The sequence below is a fragment of the Neobittarella massiliensis (ex Bilen et al. 2018) genome (assembly GCF_900289145.1).
Classification (GTDB): Bacteria; Bacillota; Clostridia; order Oscillospirales; family Ruminococcaceae; genus Neobittarella; species Neobittarella massiliensis.
Genome location: NZ_OKQO01000003.1, coordinates 290153 through 312274 on the forward strand (window position 1 = coordinate 290153; position 22122 = coordinate 312274).

Sequence of the window (22122 nt, forward strand, 5' to 3'; positions counted from 1 at the left end):
ATGAACATATTATGAATAATGTAAAGCTGGTGTAAACAAGTGCAGTTTTTTAAGGCAGAAAAGTTGCTACACGGCATGGGCCGGTTGGGGGAGATCCCCAGCGAACAAAAGATCTTCAAGACCACCTTCGACATCGCCTGGCCCTCGATCCTCGAGTCGTTTCTCATCAGCCTGGTGGGCATGGTCGACACGGTGATGGTCAGTTCGCTGGGGTCCTATGCGATCGCGGCGGTGGGGCTCACCACCCAACCCAAATTCATCGCCCTGGCGGTGTTTCTGTCGCTGAACGTGGCCATCTCGGCCATCGTGGCCCGGCGCCGCGGCGAAGGCGACCGTGAGAGCGCCAACAAGGTGCTCATGCAGGCACTGGCTATCTCGGTGGTGCTCACGGTCATCATCTCGGCGGCATCGGTTGTTTTTGCCGATCCTATCATTCACCTGTGCGGCTCGGCGCCCGACACCCACAAAGATGCGGTGGGCTACCTGCGCATCATTCAGGGGGGCATGATCTTCAATGTGCTCTCAATGGTCATCAACGCCGCCCAGCGCGGTGCCGGCAACACCAAGATCGCCATGCGCACCAACATCGTATCCAACGGTGTAAACATCGTGTTCAACTACCTGCTCATCGGCGGCCATTTCGGCTTTCCCAAACTGGGGGTCCAGGGGGCGGCCATCGCCACCGTGCTGGGCAGCATCTGCGCCTGTGCTATGAGCATCTTCTCGGTGCTGCACCCCGACCAGTTCATCTGCCTGCGCCATCACTTTACGCTCTCGTTTGATAAGCGCAATATCTCCGCCATCGTCAACATCGGCTCCAGCACCTTGGCCGAACAGGTATTTTTGCGCATCGGCTTTCTCATCTACGCCATACTGGTGGCCAAACTGGGCACTACCGCCTTTGCCGCCCACCAGATCGGCATGAACATCATGAACATCTCCTTCTCATTCGGCGACGGTCTGTCAGTAGCTGCTATCGCGCTGGTGGGCCGCAGTCTGGGCGAGAAGCGGCAGGATATGGCCAAGATCTACGGCGGCGTTTGTCAGCGCATGGGGGTGGTGTTCTCCCTCATGCTCTCGATCATCTGTGTGGTGTTGGGCAAGCCGATCTTTATGCTGTTTTCCCGCGAAAAAGCCATTTTAAATTACGGCGAGATGATCATGGTCCTCATGGCGGCCATCACCTTTTTGCAGATCGCCCAGGTGGTGTTCTCAGGCTGTCTGCGCGGCGCCGGCGACACCAAGTTTACCGCGTTCGTCTCGCTCATCAGCGTCACCTGTATACGCCCGGGGCTGGGCTATCTGTTCTGCTATCCACTGGGGCTGGGGCTGTTGGGGGCCTGGTTGGGCCTGGCCTTTGACCAGCTGGTGCGCTTTTTCCTTACCTGGCTGCGCTTTAAAAGCGGTAAGTGGACGACCTATAAGGTGTGAGTACCTCTGTAAAGACGTAAAAGAGCGGGGAATCCCGCTCTTTTTTTGTTGCAGGAGGGGGCGGAGATATTTGCAGACAGGGGAGAGATCAGCTTCGCGGTCGGTATAGACCATATCTTCTCGGTCCGGTGGCCGCATCTGGGTTTTTAAAGACCATGTAGATGCCGGTTGCCGATAGCGCTCTACTAAAATATTCGTGCGCAGCACACGCTGTAAGCAGGTGTTTGGTCAAGTGATCCAGTCACAAAAGAGCAGAGATCAGATGCAGTAGAGCGCGGCGGCCCTCCAGAGACTTGCCGACTGGAAGATCGGTGTTCCGGTCATCCACAGAATAGCTGGCCGGCAGATATGCCGATCTTTTATAGGTGTGCCAGCTTGCTCGCGGAACACCGGTGATCGTTATTTGTCCACCCATAAAAAGCAGATGGGCGTAGTACTGCACACAAAAAAGACGATCCTACGGCCAAGTACAAAGCGTGTTGGCTCCCGGCCGGTACCCGCGTACGTAATATTAGCCGTGTCAAGGCGTCTGTCAGGTGCGGTACTTGACGGCCCAGAGTTCATATTTTGCTGTCCTGCACTGTGGGCCGGTCAAAAGAGATGGTAGCGCGCCTATATAGAATAAAAAGTGAGCGTCAAGAGCTGCCAAAAGAGTGGACGAGTCAGGTGATTATCGGGCGAAGTTTATTAAAAAATATTTGCGAGCTCTGACAAAAACACCGATAGACCGCATGAATATCCCATTTTTACAGTTGTAAAAAATTTGCTATTCCCCATTGACAAATTCAGAGAGGAATGGTATAGTATAGCCGTGGTTAGCAATAACTAACCATCAAAGATCGACTAGCCCTAAAGATCAGGGCGTTTTTGATCCGCTATAGTTAGCTATTGCTAATTACAATTTCGGCTCGCTCCCCCGATGAGCGACTGTGAGGAGGACCGCATGGAGAGCACGCACCCCTGCCGCGCCGAACAGCTGCTGGCCTTTCACTGTGCGCCGGCGCTGGCCGGCATCAAACCGGCCAATCTGCTGTGTTGCAAAACAGATGACTTCTCGCGGGTGCGCACCCAGTTTCGCGATCTGGCCCGTCAACTCAGCGGGACCGATATCTGCATTCAGGTGCTCTGCCGCTGCCAAAAGCGGGTGCTCATCCTGGTATACCGCCGCCATAAGCTGGCGGCCCACCTGGACCAGCCCGACTATCACACCTACCTGAAAAAGCAGGGGTATCCAGTGGGGCAGGGGCTCAATACTGTGCTGCAACATCTGGCCCGCGCCATACAAAACGAGTGCGGCTTTCCCCACGAGATCGGGGCCTTTTTGGGATATCCCCTCGAAGATATCCAGGGCTTTATCCGCCACCGGGGGCAAAATTACCGGCTGTGTGGGTACTGGAAGGTATACGGCGACCCAGACCGGGCACAGCTGCTATTTGCCCGATACACCAGCTGTCGCAACGGGCTGTGCCGTCAGCTGGCACGCGGAAAACACATGGCACAGCTATTTGTCGCTTAAAGGCAAACCGTTCTCTGCGGCCGGTCACGGCCGCCGTCAGATAAGGAGGCAATATTTTGGATCAGATCGCAGTCATCTACTGGAGCCAGACCGGCAACACAGAGGCTATGGCACAGGCTGTCGCCGCGGGGATCGACGGGGCTGGGGCCAAGGCAGAGCTCTTTGAGGTATCGTCCATCACCCCCGATCAGGCTGCCGGTTACGATAAGTTGGCACTGGGGTGCCCAGCCATGGGCGCCGAAGTGCTGGAAGAGGACTTTTTCGAACCGTTTTTTGCCGAGCTCGAGCCCAAACTGGCGGGCAAAAAGGTCGCATTGTTCGGTTCATACGGCTGGGGTGACGGTGAGTGGATGCGCGACTGGCAAGACCGCACCCAAAATGACGGCGCCACCCTGTGCGGTGACCAGGGTCTCATGATCAACGAAGCCCCCGATGATGAGGGGCTACAACAGTGCAGACAGCTGGGGGCCGACCTGGCGGCACTGTAAAACTTCGGTGCATCCGCGGCGCAAGTCGCGTTTACACATATACACCTCTTGGGAAGGGTTCTATCTACTCCTTTTTACAAAACTTCTTTCACTTGTGTGCAGCGTGCTCAGTGGGTAGAGTGCGCTGCGGCAAAAATGGGGCTGTGCAGACAGTCCCTTTTTTGCGCCTATAACGCAACAGGTGTTTGTTGACAGGAGCCCGCAAGCCGGCGTATAGTATCAATATGCGGGCAGCACGATCCGGCCCGCACGCTGCCGCGGTCACCGCGATGGCACATAAAGGAGGCAGCACGATTATGGAGCCACAGGATAAAGACGAGCAGCAGCCCCAGGATCAGGGGGAAAACAAACCAGATTTTGCTCCCGATGATGCGCCTTCACAGCCGGAGGAAGAGAACTACCAGTCGCTGGGTATTGCTCTGGGTCTCTGTTTTGGTGTGTCGCTGGGCCAACTGTTGTTTAAAAACATGGCCATTGGTATCAGCTTAGGGCTCTGCATAGGGCTGGCCGTCGGCACCAGTATCAAAAAGAAAAAGAGCTGAATCGGGCCCGGCGACAGGTTCGGGATCCAAAAAGTAAAATGCAGGTGGTGGGGCAATAGATTCACCGCCAACACGCAAAAAAGGAGGGCGGCTCTGCTGCTCTCCTTTTTTGCGTATTCGCGTGTAAAATATTTATACGGGCGGTTACTTAAAGAGGTTGACCAGCAAGATAGCAGCTCCCAACACTGTTAAGATCAGGCCGGTGATACGGTTTAGGGTGCGGGGAGCCGCCTTATTGGCAAAGCGAGCGGCCAATCTGGCCCAGAGCAGGGTAAACAGCATGCACAGCGCCAACAGCAGCAAGTCTGGTGCGTCGCCGATGACAAAGTGCGATACCGCCCCGGTCAGCGCCGTAAAAGTCATGATAAATACGCTGGTGCCCACCGCCGTTTTTAGCTCGTAGCCAAGTACCGAGGTGAGGATGAGCAGCATCATCATACCGCCGCCAGCCCCCACAAACCCGCAGATAAAACCCACTGCCGTACCGCACAGCAGCGACTGGAAAAACCGCTTTTGCGGGGAGATATGACCCATGGCCTCTTTGGTGGTCATCACCGGGCGCACGATAAACTTAATGCCCAGCAGCAGCGTCATCACGGTAGAAAAACCGCCCATCGTAGTGTTGGGCACCAAACTCGAGGTATAGCTGCCCACCAGTGTAAACACCAGTACGGCCCCCATCATCACCAGCCCGTTTTTTATGTCCAGGTTTTTATGTTTGCCGTATGTGTAGGCCGACACTGCACTGGCCAGTACATCCGAGGCCAGCGCGATGCCCACCGCCGAGTAGGCCGGCACCCCCAAAAAGGTAATGAGCATGGGGCTGATGACTGCCGCCGCGCTCATACCAGCTAGCCCGGTGCCCAATCCGGCCCCCATACCCGCCAAAAAGTAGACCACGATCTTTAAAGCCATTTTACCATCTCTCCTGTCACTTTTTGCCCCTCCGTCGCAAACTATCGCGCCGAGAGCGCTCTTTTTCAGTGGGCTGGGCGGCCTTCTTATCGGCAGCGCCCAATGCTATGCCGATAAGGCCGATTTTTCGACCTGAGGGAGCAGTGGCTCTGCCGCCGGTTACGGGGCCGCGGGGTATAGAACCATCTGTCAGAGACGGCACCGCTGCATTACCCTGTGAAAAGGCGCAGATAAGGAGCCGGGCGATTCTGCCCGGCTCCTTATTTTGCGCGGTATAAAAATACTTATTTGGCCAGTTCGAAGATGGCGATGATATCCTCTTTGTCCAGCTTGGCAAAGAAGCCGGTGGTGGCTCCGCCGTCCAGTGCGCGCAGGGCCATCTCCTCGTAGCGGTCGTCGGTGATGCCCACATCGTGCAGGGTGGTGGGCATACCGATGGATTTGAAGAAGTTCTCCAGCCGGCGGATACCCTCCAGAGCGATCTCCTCCTGGTGCTCAAAGGCGATGTCTACGTCCATCACCCGCACTGCGAACTGCACGAACCGCTGCAGGTTCTGCTTGTACACATGTTTCATCCAGGCCGGGGTCACCACCGCCAGACCGGCGCCGTGGGTCACATCATACAGAGCCGAGAGCTCGTGCTCGATGTTGTGGCAGGCCCAGTCTTCCTGACGGCCCATGCCCAAAAGGTCGTTGTGGGCCACGTTGCCCACGAACATGATCTCGGCGCGGTAGTTGTAGTTGGTGGGGTCGCGCAGTACTCTGGGGGTCACGTTGAGCATGGTGCGCAGGGCGGCCTCCAGCAGGCGGTCGGTGAAATCCACATTCTCGGTCTGGGTAAAGTAGCGCTCCATCACGTGGCTCATGATGTCGGTGCAGCCGGCAGCCGTCTGGTAGGCGGGCAGGGTATAGGTGGTCTCGGGGTTTAAGATGGCAAATTTGGGCAGGATGAGGGGCGAGGAGATCATCCGTTTCTGGTGACCCTCGTCCTTGGTGACCACACAGGCTTTGGACGACTCCGAGCCAGAGGCGGGCAAAGTCAGTACGACACCTACCGGCAGAGCCGCTTTTACCGTATCGTGGCCCAGGAAGGTCTCCCACAGGTCGCCTTCGTACAGCACGCCGGCAGCCACGGCTTTTGCGGTGTCGATGGCGCTGCCGCCGCCCACGGCCAGCACGAAGTCCACATCATTTTTGCGGCACAGATCGATGCAGGTCTGCACGCCCGACAGGCGCGGGTTGGGCACTACGCCGTCGAACTCCAAAAAGCTGATGCCGCTCTCGGTCAGCGAATTCTCGATGCGGTCCAGCAGGCCGTTCTTTTTCAGGTAGTCGCCGCCGTAGCAGATCAGTGCTTTGGTGCCGTACTCTTTTACGAAACCGCCCACGTCGTTTTCGCGACCTTTGCCGAAGATGATCCTGGCAGGATTGTGATACTCAAAATTTTGCATCGTGTTTCACCTTGCTCTTTCTTATTGATTATCCGGCCCGAGGGGGCCGACTTTTTAGGCGCGGTCCTTTTCTCGATAGGAGGACCTGTTGCATTAACTTTATTATAGAACGAAACGCACAACAAGTCAACGAAGATATTGTGAAAAACGTGGTCATTCTTTGTTAAAAATCCAACATATTTGTATATTGCGCATAGTATGTCTGGGTTTTATTATGCAAAAAGCGGTATTCTGCAAAGTCGCTGCACATTTGCGGCTCATGTGGCGATTTGTCTGTGTCAAAGCACTTAGCCGGCGTTCAGCGCTCGCAAAAACAGGGCACTGCCCGCGACGGACCCGCTTACAGAGCGGCCGGCAGCTACTTTGTGTAATTTTTCTCTCCGTTGCGCCAGTTGACTGTTTGTGTTATGGTTATGTCTGAAAAAAATAAATGTGCACTCTACACAAATATGATCGAGGAGCGCTGTATGAAAATACTCAAACAAATCTCTATCCTGCTGGGTGTCTGTATCGCCGGCAGCGTCATCACCCGTTTTTTGCCGGTACCTTTTCCAGCCAGTGTCGCGGCGATGATCCTGCTGCTCATTTTGCTGGGCACCGGCCTGCTCAAGCTGCACCAGATCGAGCAGACCGCTGATTTTTTGCTGCAGAACATGGCCTTTTTCTTTATCCCGGCAGCAGTGGGCATCGCCGCTGATTTTGGCCTATTTAAAAACTATCTGCTGCAGCTGGCGGTGGTGTTGGTGATCACCACTCTGCTCACCTTTGCCGCTACAGCGTTTACCGTCAGCGCTGTCATCCGCCTCACCGAGCGCCGCCGCCAAAGAAAGGGGCAACAACCGTGATCAGCGAGATCTTAACGAGTCCGTTAGGGGCTATCTTTCTCAGCGCGGTGTGCTTTGTTTTGGGCAGCTGGCTGCAGAGAAAGGTCCGCTCACCGCTGCTCAACCCGCTGCTGGTGGCGGTGGCGCTCATTATTCTGGTTCTGCAGCTCACCGGCGTACCGCCACAGGCCTTTACCGATGCCACTCAAGTTATCGCTATGTTACTGGGTCCGGCTACCGCTGTGCTGGCAGTATCGATCTACCGGCAGATACAGGTGCTCAAACGGCACTTTCTACCGGTCGTGCTGGGCTGTCTGGCCGGGGTGCTCACCTCGGTGGGCAGCGCCTACCTCCTGTGCTCGCTGCTGGGGCTCGATCGGGCGCTCACCGCCTCGATGCTGCCCAAATCGGTGACCACCGCGATCTCGATGGAGCTTTCGCGCCAGCAGGGGGGCATCGTGGCGGTAACGGTGGCCGTTACGGTGTGTACCGGCATTTTGGGGGCGGTACTGGCCCCACTGCTGGTGCGGTTGTTGCGCATCCGCCACCCGGTGGCCGCAGGGGTGGCTATCGGGGCCAGCAGCCATGCTATCGGCACCTCTAAAGCGCTGGAGCTGGGGGAGGTAGAAGGAGCTATGAGCGGGGTGGCCATCGGTGTCTCGGGCCTGCTCACGGTGCTGATTTTCTTATTTTTGTAACTTATCAAGTAGGCGAAGTGAAAAGGCGGTACCTCGTGTAGAAGTACCGCCTTTTTGTGTGCCGGCAACTGCTGCGATCAGCGCTGGCCGCCGGGTTGCGTAGGTGCTTTAGGGGGCACAAAACGCCGCGTCTTTTTGCGCTTGCCCGGCTTTCTCACCGAGTAGCCGAAACTGCCCAACTTCTGCCCCAAAGCGAAGTACTCGCCATGGGCATAAGCGGCCAGGTCGGCCCGGTCCAGCTGCAGCCGACCGCTGTCGTCGATCAGCGACTCATCCACATCCACCGCCACGATCTCGGCCAAAAACATCTCGTGGGTGCCCAGTGGCAGTATCTGCTGTACTCGGCACTCCAGCGCCAGCGGGCTCTCGGCGATCAGCGGTGCCGAGACCTGGCTGGCCTTTTCGGCGTGCAGGCCCATCAGGGCAAATTTATCCGTGTCGCGGCCTGAGCGCACCCCGCAAAAATCGGCCGCCCGCACCAATTTTCGGGTGGTGAGATTGATGCAAAATGCACCGCTGTCTTTTATGAGACTGTAGGAGTGCCGCTGTGGCCGCAGCGAGATATAGGTCATGGCCGGGTGGGTGCATACGATACCGGTCCAGCCCACCGTCAAAGCGTTGGGGGCGTCGACCGTGCCGCAGCTGACCAGGGCCGGTGGCACCGGCGCCAGCAGCGCGCCTGGGCGCCAGATCTGTCTAGCCATTTAAGGTATCCTTTCCGGTGCCGGTCCGTCGCCTGGCACCCGCTTTTTTTCTATCATAACACACAATGACCGCCGGCAAAAGTGTTGCCGGGCAGATTGCAGCTGAGACTAAAAAGGGGTATGATAGGAATAGAGACAGATGAAAAAAGCGCCCTGATACCGCCACCGGCGGTGCGGCGCTCTAGAGGAGGTTACCGCTGTGCCAACACAGGATATGCGCGACGAGATGCGAGAAGTGGTGGCGGATATCGTCAGGCTCATCCACCCGGAAAAGATCATTCTCTTCAGCCAAAAGCACTCGCTGCAGGGTGAGATGGTCAGCTTTAAATTGTGCGTAGTGGCTGACTGTGCCGATAAGGCCCAAACAGAGCGGCAGCTGTATCTCGAGATCGACAGTCCGGTCCCGTTCGATGTGGTGCTGTATACCCCCGAGGAGTTTGCGCAGTTAAAGGCGCTGCGCGGGACCTTTGCCTCAAAGGTGCGGGCGAAAGGCAAGGTGCTCTATGAGGCGTAGACATGGCGGCAACGACAGCCGCCGCTATTACGACTGGATCGACAGAGCGCAGGAGGACCTGCAGACTACCGAGGTACTGCTGCTGGCCGACAAGTGCTATTTTAGCTGCGCCTTCCACTGCCAGCAGGCCATTGAAAAAGCGCTAAAAGCTTACCTGCTGGTAAAGAGCGGCGACCTGGTCGACGGCCACAACCTGACCTGGCTCTGCAAGCAGGCCATGCGCCACGAGCGCGATTTTGACCAGTGGCTGGATGAGAGCGCCGCACTCAACCGCTGCTACATCGAGACCCGCTACCCCACCGACATCCCCTACAATCTGTCGCACAAGCGGGTGCGCCGTTTTTACCAGATGGCCAAAGATATGTTCGAGTTCATCGACGACGCAGTAGACCGCGAGCTGGAGCGCAGAGAGGCTGGCCGCGCCTGACAGGCGCTCTGCCAGCAGGCCCAGCACCCGCATGGGTGCTGTGTGTTACATTGTATAGGCCCTGCCGACCCCGCTGCCGGCAGGGCCCTGCTGCGCGTTGGGGCTTGTACTGCCGGGCGCGGCTGTGCTACAATAGTAAACAAAAGTTCTTGCCGGTGCTGGGCCGGCAAAATCACAGTAAAGGACGGTTCACTTTTATGGAGACCTTACTGCTGGGCCTGCTGACCCTCAATACGCTGCTGCTGGCGCTGCTCATATTTTTCACACTGCGCAAAAAGTCGGGTACCGGGGGCGACGAACGCGCTCTGCAGGCCCTGCGAGAGGCCCTGCTGAAAGACGCCCGCGCCAACCGCGCCGACAGCCAGCAGATGGTACAGAGCAGCGTAAATGGGTTGGGCAGCGTGCTGGCCCAGTCGCAGCAGCAATTTACCGGCGTGCTCAACGAGCGCCTGCGGGAGCTCAATACTCAGTTGACCATCCGCCAAGACAGTCTGCAGCAGTCGGTGAGCGCCATGATGAAAAATACCGACAAGCGCATGAGCGATTTCACTGCTCAAAACTACCGCCAGATGGAGGATATGCGCGATACCATCCAGCGCTCGGTGCGCGCACTGCAGCAGGACAATGCCCAGCAGCTGGATAAGATCCGCGGCACGGTGGACGAAAAGCTTCAAAAAACGCTGGAGGAGCGTATCGGCCGCTCGTTTGCGCTGGTCAGCGACCGTCTGGAACAGGTGTACAAAGGCCTGGGCGAGATGCAGAATCTGGCCGCCGGGGTGGGGGACTTAAAAAAAGTGCTGGCCGGGGTAAAAACGCGCGGGATATTGGGTGAAGTGCAGCTGGGCGCTATTTTAGAGCAGGTGCTGGCCCCCGAGCAGTACGCCCAAAACGTAGCTACCCGCCCGGGCAGTAAAAATGTGGTGGAGTTCGCCGTAAAGCTGCCCGGCGATGGCCAGCAGCCGGTGTACCTGCCCATCGACGCCAAATTTCCCTACGACGCCTACGCTCAACTACAGGAGGCCTATGACGCCGGCGACAAGGGGCAGATCGACCTGCTGGGCAAAGAGCTGGAACGCCGCATCCGCAGTTTTGCCAAAGATATACGCGACAAGTATGTAGAGCCGCCCTATACCACCGATTTTGCCATTTTGTTTTTGCCGGTAGAGGGGCTGTATGCCGAGGCGGTGCGCCGGGGCCTGGTCGAGGTGCTGCAGCGCGATTACAAGGTCAATCTGGCTGGCCCCACAACCATGGCCGCGCTGCTCAACAGCCTGCAGATGGGCTTTAAAACACTGGCGATCCAAAAGCGCTCGGGCGAGGTGTGGCAGGTGTTGGGGGCGGTAAAGACCGAGTTTGCCAAATTCGAGCAGGCTCTCACCGCCACCCGGCAGCGGCTGGAACAGGCCGGCAACGAGCTCGACAATCTGGTGGGGGTGCGCACCCGCCAGATACGCCGCAAGCTAAAAGATGTCAGCACGCTGGGCGAGGACGAAGCGGCCCGCATCCTGCCCGCCGGCGATCTGCCGGAATAGCCGCTGCCGCCAGCACGGCAGTTCAGTAAGTAATACCGCCCGCACCGCCCAGGCTTCATCAGCGCATGGGGCGGTGCGGACGGTATGGAAACAGGCAGCTTCTGCCGTACTTGACCTACTCGCCTAAAAACGACTTCATGGTCTCGATGTTATCCTGCTCGGTCTCGATCAGGCGCTGGGTGAGCGCGCGCACTTCTTCATCGGCGCCGGCCTGTTCTTTTAAGTGTTTGGTGGCCTGCACTACGCCCATCGTGCTGCCCTGGATCATCATCTGGGCAATATGAGATGGGGACTGATCGGCGATGGTCTTCATCTCGATCATCATGTAGGCCGAGAACTTGGCCATGGTCCCGTTTTCGCCCAAGTCGGTACCGGCCATTCGCTCGGCCTCATCGGCGATATTGCGGTACTCCTCTTTCTGGGTCATCAGCGCCACCTTAAAGCGGTCGTCGTCGACGATATCCAGCAGGTGGGCGATCGTGTCGATCCCCATTTTTACGTTTTTGTGTACAAAGTTGAGCAGTTCGGTATTTTGATCCATAATAGAAAGACCTCCTTTTCTCTACCTGTAGTATGGGGTGCAAAAGGGCTGTTTAGTCGCTGGCGCGCCCGCCAGATAGTTGCTTTTTTTGCCCGATAACAGCGGAGAGAACTCTTTGCAGAAAGTAGCAAAATACTACTTGACTTTTACTGGTCGGATCAGTATACTATAGAAGTACTCGCTGCGAAAACGGCGAGTATCTGTATGGAAAGATGGCTGAGCTGGTCGAAGGCGCACGACTGGAACTCGTGTAGGCGGTGATACCGTCTCGAGGGTTCGAATCCCTCTCTTTCCGCCAAGAGAAAAGCTGCTTTTTAAGTGGCTTTTCTTTTTTTGTCTCTGCATTTTATAGGGGTCCCGCCACATCAGTTCGGGACCTCTTTTTCTTTTGGAGCGGCAGCTCTTAAAAACAGCAGGAAATATCATGTCGCTGTAATGATCGCCTGCTAAACTGTAAAGAGCAGCTGCATAAGTTCCCGGCAGGGCGCTGACCGTTGGCCGGTACAGCTGCGCTGCCCAGGTCAACTACATTTTACACACCGAGACAGGGAGGCAAAAATTATGCCCACGATACAGACACACACGCTATCTCTCAGCGGCACCAGTTACGAAGTGGGGCTCCAGCTGGGGCACGTGATACGCCAAGACCCGGCGCTGCTGTCAAACCACACGGCCGGTATGAGCGGGTTTGGCCCCGCGCAGGTGGCCGAGGCGGCAGCGCTGTTTGACCGCTGGTGCCCAGGTCTAAACGAGGAGCTGGCCGGTTTGGCCGATGCGCTGGCTGTACGGCCAGAAAAGCTCTTTTATTACAGCATGACCTATCTGCTGCCCCGGTGCAGTCATGTGGCGCTGTTGTCGGCCGTCACCGCCGACGGCAAACCACTGCTGGCCCGCAACTACGAGTTTAGTCATCAGGCAGAGGATTTTTGCCTGGTACGCACCGCTGTAAAGGGGAAATACGCCCATCTGGGGACCAGCGTGCTCCACCTGGGGCGGGATGACGGCATCAATGAGCACGGGCTGGCAGTGACCATCAGCTCCTGCGGGTTCCCGGTCGGGGCGCTCCCCTACATGCGCGCCCCCAAAAATAAAGGATTACAATTTTGGGCGGTGACCCGTGCGCTGCTGGAAAATTGCCGCGACGTCAGCGAGGCGCTGGCCTGTTTAGAGGGTATGCCCATCGCCTATAATCTCAATCTGATCCTGCTGGATCGCAGCGGCCGCGCCGCACTGTTCGAGACGCTGGATGGCCGCCGCGCGCAAAAGGTGATAGAGCCCGACAGCGCCCAGCAGATGTTGTGGGCCACCAACCACGCGGTGCTGCCCCAGCTGGCTGCGATCGAGCCCCAGGTAATGGCCCACTCGGCCAGACGGTACGATTATATCGGTCAGCAGCTGGGCGGCAAGACCGGCATCACGGTGCCGGCGCTCAAAAATATGCTGTTGGCCGAATATCCAAACGGGTTGTGCTGCCACTATTTCGACGAGTTTTTCGGCACCACCAAAAGTATGCTCCTCTCACCGGCCGACGGCACTGTAGAGCTCTGCTGGGGCGGGGAAGCGGCTAACGGTTGGCGGACCTACAGCGTGGCTCAGCCGCTGACAGACAGCGCCGCCACGGCGTCTATCCAGCTCAAAAAAGCAGCGCCTGGCACCTACGACTGGCTGCCGCTGGGCTGACAGAAAGGGGCGAACAGTGGACTATAAAAAAGCGCTGGAACAGGCGATCGTGTACATCGAGAGCCGTTTGGGAGAAGATATTCGGGTAGAGGAAGTGGCCCGTGCCGTCGGGTACTCCTACTATCATCTAAACCGGCAGTTCTCGGCAGTTTTGGGGGAGAGCGTGGGCAGCTATATCAAAAAACGCCGTCTGGCCGACGCCGCCCAAAAGCTGCTCTACAGCAATAAAAAAGTCATTGATATCGCCATCGAGAGCGGCTTTGACTCTCCCGAGGCATTTAGCCGCGCCTTTAAGGTTTCTTTTCACGCCAGCCCGCAGTCCTACCGGCGGCAGCGGCTAAATACCTTTGTCAGCGCCAAGTGGCAGCTGGATACCGAGCGGCTGGACCACTTGGCCAGCAATGTGACGGTACACCCCCAGATCGTGACGCTGCCGCCGATCAAGGTTGCTGGTCTGCGCGGCGAGACCACTCTGCACGATAACCGTCTGCGACAGCTGTGGGAGCGGGTCAATACCGTTTATACGCAGATCCCCAACCGGCTGCCCAGTGCCCGCGGGTTCGGCATCTGTGAGGCCTGTCACGAAAACACCGTCTACACCATGAACGACCAGGTGCTGTTCAGTGAGGTAGCCGGCGTGGAAGTGTCCTCTTTTGTGGGGCTGCCAGAGCCATTTGTGCGCAAAGAGCTGCCCGGTGGGCGGTATGCGGTGTTCACCCACCGCGGCTCGCTGCGCCGCCTGCCACAGACCTTTGCCTATATCTGGGGCACCTGGTTTTTAAACACCAGAGAACAGCTGGACGACCGAGAGGATTTTGAGCTTTACGATCGGCGCTTTCTGGGGTATGATCACCCCGATTCAGAGGTAGACCTGTACATCCCTGTGCGGTAGATATGTCACGAAACATCGCGGGCATATGTTTTCGCGGATGGCCATATCATACAGATGGGGATCACCGCGACCGTGACCTGTTTTATACATTCAGCCCGGCCACCGCGGCCGTAAAGATCGGCGCCGGCTACCTGCAGCCTTGTAAGATTGAACACAAAAAATAGAGAGAGCAGACCCTATTGTGCGGGGTCTGCTCTCTCTGTCATTTACAGATGGTACGCACTGCGCCGCTCTACTCCACTGTAAAATCTTCCGAGGAAAAATTGCGATAATAGCGGCCGCGCTGCGCTAAAAAGCGCAGTACACAGTAGTCGGGGTCGGTCACCCCCTGTGGGTAGTAGAGCGTATCGCCGTCCTGCCAAATGCGCTGTTTGCTCTCGCTGTCCTCCAGTACCTCTACAGTGCCCAGTAGCATCACACCGCGAAAAAAGCGGCGGTCGCAAAAATAGATACAGGCCTTGGGTTCGCGCCGATACTGGGCCACCCGCATGGAGGAGGTGTTGGTGGTAAAATAAAAGGTCTTTAGCCCCTCCCGCAGCCGCGGTTTTAACATGGCCTTGATATTGGGGTAGCCATCTTCAGATACTGAACCCAAAAACGCTACCGTCTGTTTGTCGATCAGGTTGCCAATGGTCTTTTCTACGTCTCTCATCATGTTCTCCTCTGTGCAGTAGCAGTTAGCCGGCCCGGCACCGGCAGCCTGATACAGCTGAATGTCCGCCCAGGTCTGCACGGGTCTGCCCGATGCCGCCCGTTCCCGCTGTATCTTGCAGATTATTTGATGCGGTGATCCGTCTACTCAGCCTGCTCTGGCAGTACATGTTTGGCCCAATGTGTACTGGCCGGACCGTATCGAGAAGGTTGCTGCCTGGCGAAATACGTAATGTATAGGGGGCTAAAGTGCCGCTTTCATTTGGATCTATCTCACAGTATACGTCGTTTGCCGGCCAAAGAAAAGGTGATCCTGTGCAGCATATACCAAAAATGGGAGAAAGTAGAGTGTGGTAAACTACATAAACAGAAGGAGAGATACCTGTACAGTTTACACAAGTGTAGGTAAAGATAGGTCTATGACCGGGTAGAGTAGGTCAGAAAGACCAGTCAAAACCATCCTTATACGGTATAAGCTGGGCAGGATATCTAAACAGACCGGTATTTTGCGTGTGGGCTAGCTACCGCCAAACGCCCTCAAACCACGGCCGAAAGCACTTTTTATTGTGAAAGATGCTATTGTTGAATACTACTAAGCATCGACAATATTTTTTATAAAGTTTGGATGTTTAGCCGTATTTCAAAAAGGGAATTGCGCTTTTTGAACGGTGGTGTTATGCTAAAGGCGTCAACTGAATACCGAGATCAGCATTCGTATAAGCCTGCGAATACGGCGCAGGAGTATCTACGGGACAACCGGAAATTGTCGTACGCTATGAATGTGTTTTTTCAGCTATTTCTAAAAATCGAGATAGCTCTATTCGAGTTCGCTTTTTTGCGCTCGCAGAGATTGAACACATTCGTGTACATCTTCTGCGGGCGCTTTTTACGTTGACAGAGATCGCTTTTTACAGGGGACGCCCCTGTAGGGATATTTGGGACAGGCGTTCTGGCCACCGCGGCCAGAACACGGCAAAAGTGGAGGTAGACAATGATCGTAAACGAGATCCCCAAGGTCACATATGCCATTATCGGCGGCTCGGGCACCTGGGCTGGTGAATTCCCCGAAACGGTGGGGCTCGACGGCGTGCGCGTCCTGCAAAAAGACATGGAGTTCGAGACGCCTTTCGGCACGACCATGCCCATGAAGCTCATCGAGCTCGACGGCTCTATCACCGCCGACGGCAAAGCCCGCCAGCTGCTCACCGTTCCGTTCCACGGCTTCCACGGGTTGGCTCCTGAGGGCTGTCCCAGCGAGCAGATATTCTGGGTTTTCCAGCAGGCCGGGGTCAAATACATCGTGGCTGAAGGCAGCGGCGGCAGTGCCAACCCGCTGATGGACCCGGGCGATATCATTATCCCCCACGACCTGTTCGACTTTACCAAACGCCCCTCGAACATCCATAAATTCACCCGCAACATCGTGCGCATGCAGTCGCCGCTGTGCCCCGACCTGCGCGAGCTGCTCATCAAATTTGCCCGTGAGCAGTACGACCGGGTGTTCCCCCGCGGCGTGTACGCCAACACCGAGCCCCCGCGCTTTGAGACCGAGACCGAGATCAAATTCCTGCAGTCGGTGGGCTGTGATATCTCCGGTCATACCATCGTGCCGGAGTGCTACCTGGCTCGGGCCATCGGCGCCTGCTACGCCTCCTGCTACATCGTCTCCAACTACGCCGAAGGGGTGGAGAGCACCAACTGGGCCGGCTCCTCCATCTTCGACTGGTACCGTAACTGCGGCCAGAAAATGGGCACCATCACGCTGAAGACCATCGCCGCCATCGTGCCCGACGAGAAACACTGCCACTGCGCCGACTACCTTATCGAGGTGCCCGAGAACGTGCGTGAGCGCATCGGCCAGTAAAATTTGGGTAGACCCTCTATATAAAAGAGGTCACTGATAAAAAAACAGAGTGGGAAACAGAGGAAAAAAGGAGAAGAGTATGCGCAAAAAATGGCTTGCCTTGGTTTTGAGTGTGGTCATGGGTCTTCTGGTGTTTGCCGGATGCGGTTCAGACGGGAAAGACAGCGGCAGTAAATCTGACAAGAGCGGCCCCAGCGTGGCGCTGGTGCTGGGCACCGGCGGTCTGGGCGACCAGTCGTTTAACGACAGCGCCTACAAAGGCCTGCAAAAAGCCGCCGACGAGCTGGATGCCGACGTGCAGTATGTCGAGCCCAAAGAGATCGCCGAGTTCGAGGGTCACTTCCGCGACTTCGCCAAATCCAAAAAGTACGATCTGATCCTGGGCATCGGCTTCGACCAGGCCGACGCCGTCACCGCTGTGGCCGCCGAGTTCCCCGACCAGAAGTTCGTCATTATCGACGGCTCGGCCGAGGGCGACAACGTCACCAGCATCAACTTTAAAGATGAGGAGAAAGCCTACGTGCTGGGCACCATCGCCGCTATGACCACCGAGACTGGCAAGGTCGGTATTCTGGGTGGTATGGATGTCCCCTCCATCAACGTGTTTGTAGAGGGCTTTAAAGCCGGGGCCATCGCCCACAACAAAGATGTAGAGATCATGGTAAAATACGTGGGCGCTTTTAACGACGCCAACACCGGTAAAGAGCTGGCCCTGTCGATGTACGACGCCGGTGCCGACATCGTGATGCAGGCTGCCGGCGGCTCGGGCCTGGGCGTGTTCAGCGCCGGTGCTGAGCGCGGCAAACTGGCTATCGGTGCCGATGTGAACCAGATCCCCATCGACCCCGATGTGATCATCGCCAGCGGTATGCGCACCCTGGATAACGTGGTGTTCGATCAGGTGAAAGCAGTAAAAGAAGGCACGCTCAAATCCGGCGATGTGATGCTGGGCTTTAAAGACGGCGGTGTGGACTACACCACCGAAGGCACCAAAAAAATGCCCAGCCAGGAGGCGCTGGACGCCGCTGCCGCCGCCAAGCAGGATATCGTCGACGGCAAGATCACCCCGCCCCGCACCGCCGAGGAGTACGACGCTTTCGTCAAAAATTTGAAGTAAATACAAAAGGCGCTGACACAGCGCAGGGAGAGACCATCCCCAAATTCAGGTAGGCGGCTTTTGGCCGCTTATCTGCTTTTTGGGTACAGGGGGGAGGACCCATGGATTTTGTGCAGATGAGGGGCATCACAAAGATTTTTGGTAAAGTGGTGGCCAACGACCGGGTGGATTTTTCGGTAAAAAAAGGGGAGATACACTCGCTGCTGGGTGAAAACGGTGCCGGCAAGACCACGCTGATGCGCATGCTTTACGGCATGTCGGTCCCCGATGAGGGGAGCATCATCCTCAACGGCAGCCCGGTGACATTAAAGAGCCCCAGCAGCGCCATCGAGCAGGGCATCAGCATGGTGCATCAGCATTTTATGCTGGCTGATCCCATGACCGTGACCGAGAACATCGTGCTGGGCTACGAGCCGCGTAAGGGTCCCTTTTTTGACCGCAAAAAAGCCGAGCAGCAGGTCGCCGAACTGTCGGCCCGCTACGGCCTGCAGATAGATCCCAAAGCTACCGTGGGCGATCTGTCGGTGGGCAACAAACAGCGCGTCGAGATCCTCAAGGCGCTTTACCGCAAATGTGACCTGCTCATTTTAGACGAGCCCACCGCCGTGCTCACCCCGCTGGAGGTAAAAGACCTGTTCGCGGTGCTGCGCTCTTTAAAGGAAGACGGCAAGACCATCATCATCATCACCCACAAATTAAAAGAGATCCTCGAGATCTCTGACCGGGTGACCATCCTGCGGGCCGGCAAGCTCATCACCACCAAAAATACTGCCGAGACCGACGCTGCCGAGCTGGCCCGCCTAATGGTGGGCCGCCAGGTGCAGTTCGAGGTGCAGGGGGCCAAGCCGGTAGCTGCAGACGCGCCGGTGCTGCTGGAGGTAAAAGACGCCGAGCTGCGCCGCCGGGGCATGCAGCTGCTCAGCGGTCTGTCGCTGCAGGTACATGCCGGCGAGATATTTGGCATTTGCGGGGTAGAGGGGAACGGCCAGACCGAGATCATCGAGGCCATCACCGGTATCGGCCAGCTGTCTGCCGGCCAGGTGCTGCTAAACGGTCAGCCGGTGCACAAGCCCACCCCCACTAAAATGGCCGATCGCGGTCTGGCCCATATCCCCGAGGACCGTGGTCTGCGCGGGCTGGTAGCCGACTTCTCTATCCGCGACAACTCCATCCTGGGCTATCAGCGCAGCCGCCGCTTTAGCCGCCGTGGGGTGCTGGACAAAAAAGCCATCGAGATGCACACCCGGCAGATCGTCTCCGACTACAGGGTCAAGGTGGGCAGCATCGACGACACCGCCGCCTCTCTCTCCGGCGGCAACCAGCAAAAGGTGGTCATCGGGCGGGCGCTGTCGCAAGACCCCGATGTCATCATCGCCGCCCAGCCCACTCGCGGGGTGGATATCGGCGCCATCGAGTACATCCACCAAAAACTCATCGAGATGAAAAATGCCGGTAAGGCTATCCTGCTCATCTCGGCCGAGCTCGACGAGGTGCTGGGTCTGTCAGATCAGGTGGGGGTACTGTACCGCGGCCGCATCGTAGCCACCGGCGCCCCGGCCGATTTTGACGAGCAGACCCTGGGCCTGCTCATGACCGGCTATCACAAAGATACCGAGAAGGAGGAGCGCCCATGCTTGGAAACGCTGCACAGCGCGTTTGCAAAGTCCTAAAAAGCAAAAAACTGCAGACTTCGCTGCTGGCTCTGGTCGGTGCTATCGTGGTCAGCGGCCTGATACTGGCTCTGTCGGGCTACAGCCCCTTCGTGGCCTACGGGGCCATGTTCTCCGGCGCCTTTGGTGGGGCGGCCAACATTGCCGATACGCTGGGCACCGCCACCCCACTCATCTTTACCGGTCTGGCTGTAGCCATTGCCATGAAGGGCGGCGCAGTGAACATCGGCGCCGAGGGCCAGCTGTATATGGGCGCCTTCGCCGCGGCACTGGCCGGCGCTTACGGCAAAGATCTGCCCATGGTCCTGCACATAGCCCTGTGTCTGCTGGCCGCCTTTATCGCCGGCGGACTGTGGGCGGTGCTGGCCGGAGGGTTAAAGATCAAGCTGGGCGTCAGCGAGGTCATCATCACCATCATGCTCAACTACATCGCCACCTACCTGACCGATTATCTCACCACCTATCACTTTAAGGCCGAAGGGATGGTCGTAAAGACCAAGCGGGTGGCCGAGAGTGCTATGTTGCCCACGCTGTACCCCCACTCCCGCCTTACAGTGGGCTTTCTCATCGCCATCCTGGCCGCTGTCATTCTGGTCTGGGTGCTGCGGCGCACCGTGTTCGGCTACGAGCTGCAGGCAGTGGGGCTCAACCCTTTTGCCGCCGAGAGCGGCGGGGTGAAAAAGGGCCGCCAGTTTTTGCTGACCATGCTCATTTCCGGCGGCTTGGCCGGTCTGGCCGGTGCCTGTGAGGTGCTGGGCGTACACGGTTACTTTATGAAAGGCTTTTCGCCGGGCTACGGCTTCGACGGTCTGGCCATCGCAGTACTGGGCCAAAATAACCCGCTGGGTGTCACGCTGTCGGCGATCCTGTACGGGGCGCTGCGCTCGGGCGCTACCATGATGGACCGCATGACCAAGATCCCCCAGGACTTCGTGGGCATCATGCAGGCGCTCATCATCATCTTTGTAGCCACCCCCGGCCTGGTGTATTTTTATCGGCGCAAAAAGAAAAAAACGGCCGCCATACATAAGGGGTCCGAAACGGCTCCTGCCACGACCGAGGAGGTGTAGATATGGCCCTGACTGAAACGCTGCAATTTGCCGGGACCATGTTTTCCGGTGCGATGCGCATCGCCATCCCCATCTGTTTTGGTGCGCTGGGCTCCACCATCTGCGAGCGGGCCGGCATCGTCAATATCGGTATCGAGGGCATGATGCTGGCCGGCTCCTTTGGCGGTGTGGTCGGTGCGCTGGTGACCGGTTCTCCCTGGATAGGGCTGCTGTTTGCCATGGTCGCCGGCATGCTCTTCTCGCTTCTGCACGGGGTGCTCACCATCCACTACGGCACCGGCCATATCATCAGCGGCCTGGGGGTCAACCTGCTGGCCAGCGGGGTGACTACGGTGCTGCTGGTGGCCATATGGCAAAACCGCGGCAAAAGCGAGATGGTCGGCACACTGCCCACCATCGAACTGACCTTTTTAAAGAAGATCCCCTTCATCGGCCAGGCTTTCGGCAGCTTTTCGCCGCTGTTTTTGCTGCTGCTGGCGGCGGTGGCACTGCTGTGGGTGTTCCTCTATAAGACCACCTTCGGCCTGCGGGCGCGCATCGTGGGCGAGAGCCCGCAAACAGCCGATGCTGCCGGTATCTCGGTGCCCAAGATGCAGTATATCTGTGTGCTGCTGTGCGGTCTGCTGTGCGGCCTGGGCGGCGCCTATCTCTCCATCGGCGACATCGGCATGTTCTCGCGCGATATGGTGGCCGGCCGCGGTTACATCGCCATGGCCGTCACCATCTTCGGCGCCTGGAACCCCATCGGGGCGCTGGGCGGCGGTCTGCTGTTCGGCTTGGCCCAGAGCCTGCAATTTCGCCTGCAGCAGAGCGGCATACCGGTGCAGCTCATTCAAATGCTGCCCTATGTCATCACCATTTTGGTCCTGCTGCTGGTGCGCCGCAAAGGCGGCGGCCCGGCGGCGGCAGGCAAGACCTTCGACCGTGAAAAACACTAGAGGAGTTACAGGATATGCAGGATGAAAAACTGTTTGCGGGGCTCGATACGCTGTCGGCTTACCGCCAGACGATCGCAAAAAAACTGCGCATCGACGACCGCGCCTACCGCGAGATGGGTCAGGTCATCGACCGCAGCCCCGAGCTGGTGGCCCGTATCCAGGAGCACTACCGCATGCTCGATGAGCACCGGCCGCTGCGGCCCACACTGGGAAACGACATGCAGATCTTCTACATGCGCGACCGGCAGACCTTTACTTTTTTGATGTTCCCCGAGCTGCTGGATATGGCCTACCAGACTGCGCGCATCATCGGTGAGAAGTTTATCGCCCCGTATCTGACCGGCAAAACTCTGCCCGAGATCATGCTCAGCAATCAGCCCATCGCCGCCCAGCACGGCTACGCCATTCAGGAGATCGTGGAGTGCCGGGAAGACTTTGCCATCTACCGCAACTACGAATGTGCCGACTGTTACGGTATGCCCAATATCGGCATGAAGATCTGCGCCTACGAGGCGGGCACCGCCGCCGGCTGTTTCGAGACTCCGCTGGGTCGCCCGGTAGAGGTGCGCGAGACCAAGTGCTGTGCTAACGGCGACGACTACTGCGAGTTTGAGGTGCGGGTCTTAGATAAATAGCGCCCCGAAAACAGCAGTTGTA

General features: G+C 57.5%; 22 protein-coding genes, 1 tRNA gene and 1 riboswitch. Of the genes, 18 read left to right on the forward strand and 5 right to left on the reverse strand.

All coding sequences use genetic code 11. From position 1 onward, the window contains the following. Window positions 1-39: 39 nt before the first annotated feature. From C6Y32_RS05795 to C6Y32_RS05810, 4 genes are all read left to right on the forward strand, one after another. Window positions 40-1431, forward strand: a complete 1392-nt coding sequence (locus C6Y32_RS05795) for an MATE family efflux transporter (protein WP_243562560.1) — start codon at window positions 40-42, stop codon at window positions 1429-1431. 943 nt (window positions 1432-2374) lie between these two features. Then, complete coding sequence (locus tag C6Y32_RS05800) at window positions 2375-2947, forward strand: DUF3793 family protein (RefSeq protein ID WP_105204390.1); 573 nt, start codon at window positions 2375-2377, stop codon at window positions 2945-2947. A 56-nt stretch (window positions 2948-3003) separates the two neighbouring features. After that, window positions 3004-3435, forward strand: a complete 432-nt coding sequence (locus tag C6Y32_RS05805; RefSeq protein ID WP_105204391.1) for a flavodoxin — start codon at window positions 3004-3006, stop codon at window positions 3433-3435. A 296-nt stretch (window positions 3436-3731) separates the two neighbouring features. Further along, window positions 3732-3977 carry a glycine zipper domain-containing protein gene (locus tag C6Y32_RS05810; protein ID WP_105204392.1) on the forward strand — a complete coding sequence of 82 codons (246 nt, stop codon included), beginning with the start codon at window positions 3732-3734 and terminating at the stop codon, window positions 3975-3977. Between the two features lie 144 nt (window positions 3978-4121). Here the strand turns inward: C6Y32_RS05810 and C6Y32_RS05815 are convergent, their stop codons facing one another. Together C6Y32_RS05815 and C6Y32_RS05820 are read right to left on the reverse strand one after the other, a co-directional pair. Continuing rightward, window positions 4122-4892 (reverse strand): sulfite exporter TauE/SafE family protein, encoded by a 771-nt coding sequence (locus C6Y32_RS05815; protein ID WP_105204393.1) that lies wholly within the window; start codon window positions 4890-4892, stop codon window positions 4122-4124. A gap of 284 nt (window positions 4893-5176) precedes the next feature. After that, a complete protein-coding gene (locus tag C6Y32_RS05820; RefSeq protein WP_105204394.1) occupies window positions 5177-6343 on the reverse strand; it encodes an iron-containing alcohol dehydrogenase in 1167 nt (388 codons plus the stop codon). Window positions 6344-6810: 467 nt separating this feature from the next. Here C6Y32_RS05820 and C6Y32_RS05825 point away from each other — a divergent pair, with 467 nt between their 5' ends. Together C6Y32_RS05825 and C6Y32_RS05830 are read left to right on the forward strand one after the other, a co-directional pair. Beyond that, a complete protein-coding gene (locus tag C6Y32_RS05825) occupies window positions 6811-7188 on the forward strand; it encodes a CidA/LrgA family protein (RefSeq protein WP_105204395.1) in 378 nt (125 codons plus the stop codon). Next, window positions 7185-7865: an LrgB family protein gene (locus C6Y32_RS05830; protein ID WP_306418969.1), complete on the forward strand. Its 681-nt coding sequence runs from the start codon at window positions 7185-7187 to the stop codon at window positions 7863-7865. The genes C6Y32_RS05825 and C6Y32_RS05830 overlap by 4 nt, the downstream gene beginning before the upstream one ends. Before the next feature lie 77 nt (window positions 7866-7942). Here C6Y32_RS05830 and C6Y32_RS05835 read toward each other — a convergent pair whose 3' ends face one another. Next, window positions 7943-8569: a flavin reductase family protein gene (locus C6Y32_RS05835; RefSeq protein ID WP_105204396.1), complete on the reverse strand. Its 627-nt coding sequence runs from the start codon at window positions 8567-8569 to the stop codon at window positions 7943-7945. Between the two features lie 199 nt (window positions 8570-8768). On the opposite strand from C6Y32_RS05835, the gene C6Y32_RS05840 reads away from it, so the two are divergent. From C6Y32_RS05840 to C6Y32_RS05850, 3 genes are all read left to right on the forward strand, one after another. After that, complete coding sequence (locus C6Y32_RS05840; RefSeq protein ID WP_129589397.1) at window positions 8769-9083, forward strand: hypothetical protein; 315 nt, start codon at window positions 8769-8771, stop codon at window positions 9081-9083. Beyond that, window positions 9073-9510, forward strand: a complete 438-nt coding sequence (locus C6Y32_RS05845; RefSeq protein ID WP_105204398.1) for a HEPN domain-containing protein — start codon at window positions 9073-9075, stop codon at window positions 9508-9510. The genes C6Y32_RS05840 and C6Y32_RS05845 overlap by 11 nt, the downstream gene beginning before the upstream one ends. A gap of 197 nt (window positions 9511-9707) precedes the next feature. Next, window positions 9708-11042 (forward strand): DNA recombination protein RmuC, encoded by a 1335-nt coding sequence (locus C6Y32_RS05850; protein WP_105204445.1) that lies wholly within the window; start codon window positions 9708-9710, stop codon window positions 11040-11042. A gap of 115 nt (window positions 11043-11157) precedes the next feature. Here the strand turns inward: C6Y32_RS05850 and C6Y32_RS05855 are convergent, their stop codons facing one another. Then, window positions 11158-11583: a hypothetical protein gene (locus C6Y32_RS05855; protein ID WP_105204399.1), complete on the reverse strand. Its 426-nt coding sequence runs from the start codon at window positions 11581-11583 to the stop codon at window positions 11158-11160. 206 nt (window positions 11584-11789) lie between these two features. Here C6Y32_RS05855 and C6Y32_RS05860 point away from each other — a divergent pair. The 3 genes from C6Y32_RS05860 to C6Y32_RS05870 all read left to right on the forward strand — a co-directional run bounded on the left by C6Y32_RS05860 (window position 11790) and on the right by C6Y32_RS05870 (window position 14155). Then, window positions 11790-11881, forward strand: a tRNA-Ser gene (locus C6Y32_RS05860). Between the two features lie 263 nt (window positions 11882-12144). Next, complete coding sequence (locus C6Y32_RS05865) at window positions 12145-13263, forward strand: C45 family autoproteolytic acyltransferase/hydrolase (RefSeq protein WP_105204400.1); 1119 nt, start codon at window positions 12145-12147, stop codon at window positions 13261-13263. Between the two features lie 16 nt (window positions 13264-13279). Further along, on the forward strand, window positions 13280-14155 hold the full coding sequence (locus C6Y32_RS05870; protein ID WP_105204401.1) for an AraC family transcriptional regulator: 876 nt from the start codon (window positions 13280-13282) through the stop codon (window positions 14153-14155). Between the two features lie 232 nt (window positions 14156-14387). Here the strand turns inward: C6Y32_RS05870 and C6Y32_RS05875 are convergent, their stop codons facing one another. Next, complete coding sequence (locus tag C6Y32_RS05875) at window positions 14388-14810, reverse strand: pyridoxamine 5'-phosphate oxidase family protein (protein WP_186487707.1); 423 nt, start codon at window positions 14808-14810, stop codon at window positions 14388-14390. A 688-nt stretch (window positions 14811-15498) separates the two neighbouring features. Continuing rightward, window positions 15499-15602, forward strand: a riboswitch (purine riboswitch). Between the two features lie 195 nt (window positions 15603-15797). Between C6Y32_RS05875 and C6Y32_RS05880 the strand changes: the two genes are divergently transcribed. From C6Y32_RS05880 to C6Y32_RS05905, 6 genes are all read left to right on the forward strand, one after another. Beyond that, a complete protein-coding gene (locus C6Y32_RS05880; protein ID WP_105204402.1) occupies window positions 15798-16670 on the forward strand; it encodes an MTAP family purine nucleoside phosphorylase in 873 nt (290 codons plus the stop codon). Window positions 16671-16749: 79 nt separating this feature from the next. Next, on the forward strand, window positions 16750-17787 hold the full coding sequence (locus C6Y32_RS05885) for a BMP family lipoprotein (protein ID WP_105204403.1): 1038 nt from the start codon (window positions 16750-16752) through the stop codon (window positions 17785-17787). A 101-nt stretch (window positions 17788-17888) separates the two neighbouring features. Further along, window positions 17889-19457 (forward strand): ABC transporter ATP-binding protein, encoded by a 1569-nt coding sequence (locus C6Y32_RS05890; RefSeq protein WP_105204404.1) that lies wholly within the window; start codon window positions 17889-17891, stop codon window positions 19455-19457. Next, complete coding sequence (locus C6Y32_RS05895) at window positions 19418-20527, forward strand: ABC transporter permease (RefSeq protein WP_105204405.1); 1110 nt, start codon at window positions 19418-19420, stop codon at window positions 20525-20527. Before C6Y32_RS05890 ends, C6Y32_RS05895 begins: the two co-directional genes overlap by 40 nt. Before the next feature lie 2 nt (window positions 20528-20529). Continuing rightward, window positions 20530-21465 (forward strand): ABC transporter permease, encoded by a 936-nt coding sequence (locus tag C6Y32_RS05900; RefSeq protein ID WP_105204406.1) that lies wholly within the window; start codon window positions 20530-20532, stop codon window positions 21463-21465. A 14-nt stretch (window positions 21466-21479) separates the two neighbouring features. Beyond that, complete coding sequence (locus tag C6Y32_RS05905; RefSeq protein ID WP_243562563.1) at window positions 21480-22100, forward strand: 4-vinyl reductase; 621 nt, start codon at window positions 21480-21482, stop codon at window positions 22098-22100. Window positions 22101-22122: the final 22 nt, after the last annotated feature.

What these genes read in the sequence shown, in the direction of transcription:
- C6Y32_RS05825 (WP_105204395.1), top strand. Translation starts at nt 6,811, where the DNA reads ATGAAAATACTCAAACAAATCTCTATCCTGCTGGGTGTCTGTATCGCC.
- C6Y32_RS05850 (WP_105204445.1), top strand. Translation starts at nt 9,708, where the DNA reads ATGGAGACCTTACTGCTGGGCCTGCTGACCCTCAATACGCTGCTGCTG.
- C6Y32_RS05800 (WP_105204390.1), top strand. Translation starts at nt 2,375, where the DNA reads ATGGAGAGCACGCACCCCTGCCGCGCCGAACAGCTGCTGGCCTTTCAC.
- C6Y32_RS05885 (WP_105204403.1), top strand. Translation starts at nt 16,750, where the DNA reads ATGCGCAAAAAATGGCTTGCCTTGGTTTTGAGTGTGGTCATGGGTCTT.
- C6Y32_RS05810 (WP_105204392.1), top strand. Translation starts at nt 3,732, where the DNA reads ATGGAGCCACAGGATAAAGACGAGCAGCAGCCCCAGGATCAGGGGGAA.
- C6Y32_RS05845 (WP_105204398.1), top strand. Translation starts at nt 9,073, where the DNA reads ATGAGGCGTAGACATGGCGGCAACGACAGCCGCCGCTATTACGACTGG.
- C6Y32_RS05835 (WP_105204396.1), bottom strand. Translation starts at nt 8,569, where the DNA reads ATGGCTAGACAGATCTGGCGCCCAGGCGCGCTGCTGGCGCCGGTGCCA.
- C6Y32_RS05880 (WP_105204402.1), top strand. Translation starts at nt 15,798, where the DNA reads ATGATCGTAAACGAGATCCCCAAGGTCACATATGCCATTATCGGCGGC.
- C6Y32_RS05890 (WP_105204404.1), top strand. Translation starts at nt 17,889, where the DNA reads ATGGATTTTGTGCAGATGAGGGGCATCACAAAGATTTTTGGTAAAGTG.
- C6Y32_RS05815 (WP_105204393.1), bottom strand. Translation starts at nt 4,892, where the DNA reads ATGGCTTTAAAGATCGTGGTCTACTTTTTGGCGGGTATGGGGGCCGGA.
- C6Y32_RS05895 (WP_105204405.1), top strand. Translation starts at nt 19,418, where the DNA reads ATGCTTGGAAACGCTGCACAGCGCGTTTGCAAAGTCCTAAAAAGCAAA.
- C6Y32_RS05875 (WP_186487707.1), bottom strand. Translation starts at nt 14,810, where the DNA reads ATGATGAGAGACGTAGAAAAGACCATTGGCAACCTGATCGACAAACAG.
- C6Y32_RS05905 (WP_243562563.1), top strand. Translation starts at nt 21,480, where the DNA reads ATGCAGGATGAAAAACTGTTTGCGGGGCTCGATACGCTGTCGGCTTAC.
- C6Y32_RS05820 (WP_105204394.1), bottom strand. Translation starts at nt 6,343, where the DNA reads ATGCAAAATTTTGAGTATCACAATCCTGCCAGGATCATCTTCGGCAAA.
- C6Y32_RS05855 (WP_105204399.1), bottom strand. Translation starts at nt 11,583, where the DNA reads ATGGATCAAAATACCGAACTGCTCAACTTTGTACACAAAAACGTAAAA.
- C6Y32_RS05865 (WP_105204400.1), top strand. Translation starts at nt 12,145, where the DNA reads ATGCCCACGATACAGACACACACGCTATCTCTCAGCGGCACCAGTTAC.
- C6Y32_RS05900 (WP_105204406.1), top strand. Translation starts at nt 20,530, where the DNA reads ATGGCCCTGACTGAAACGCTGCAATTTGCCGGGACCATGTTTTCCGGT.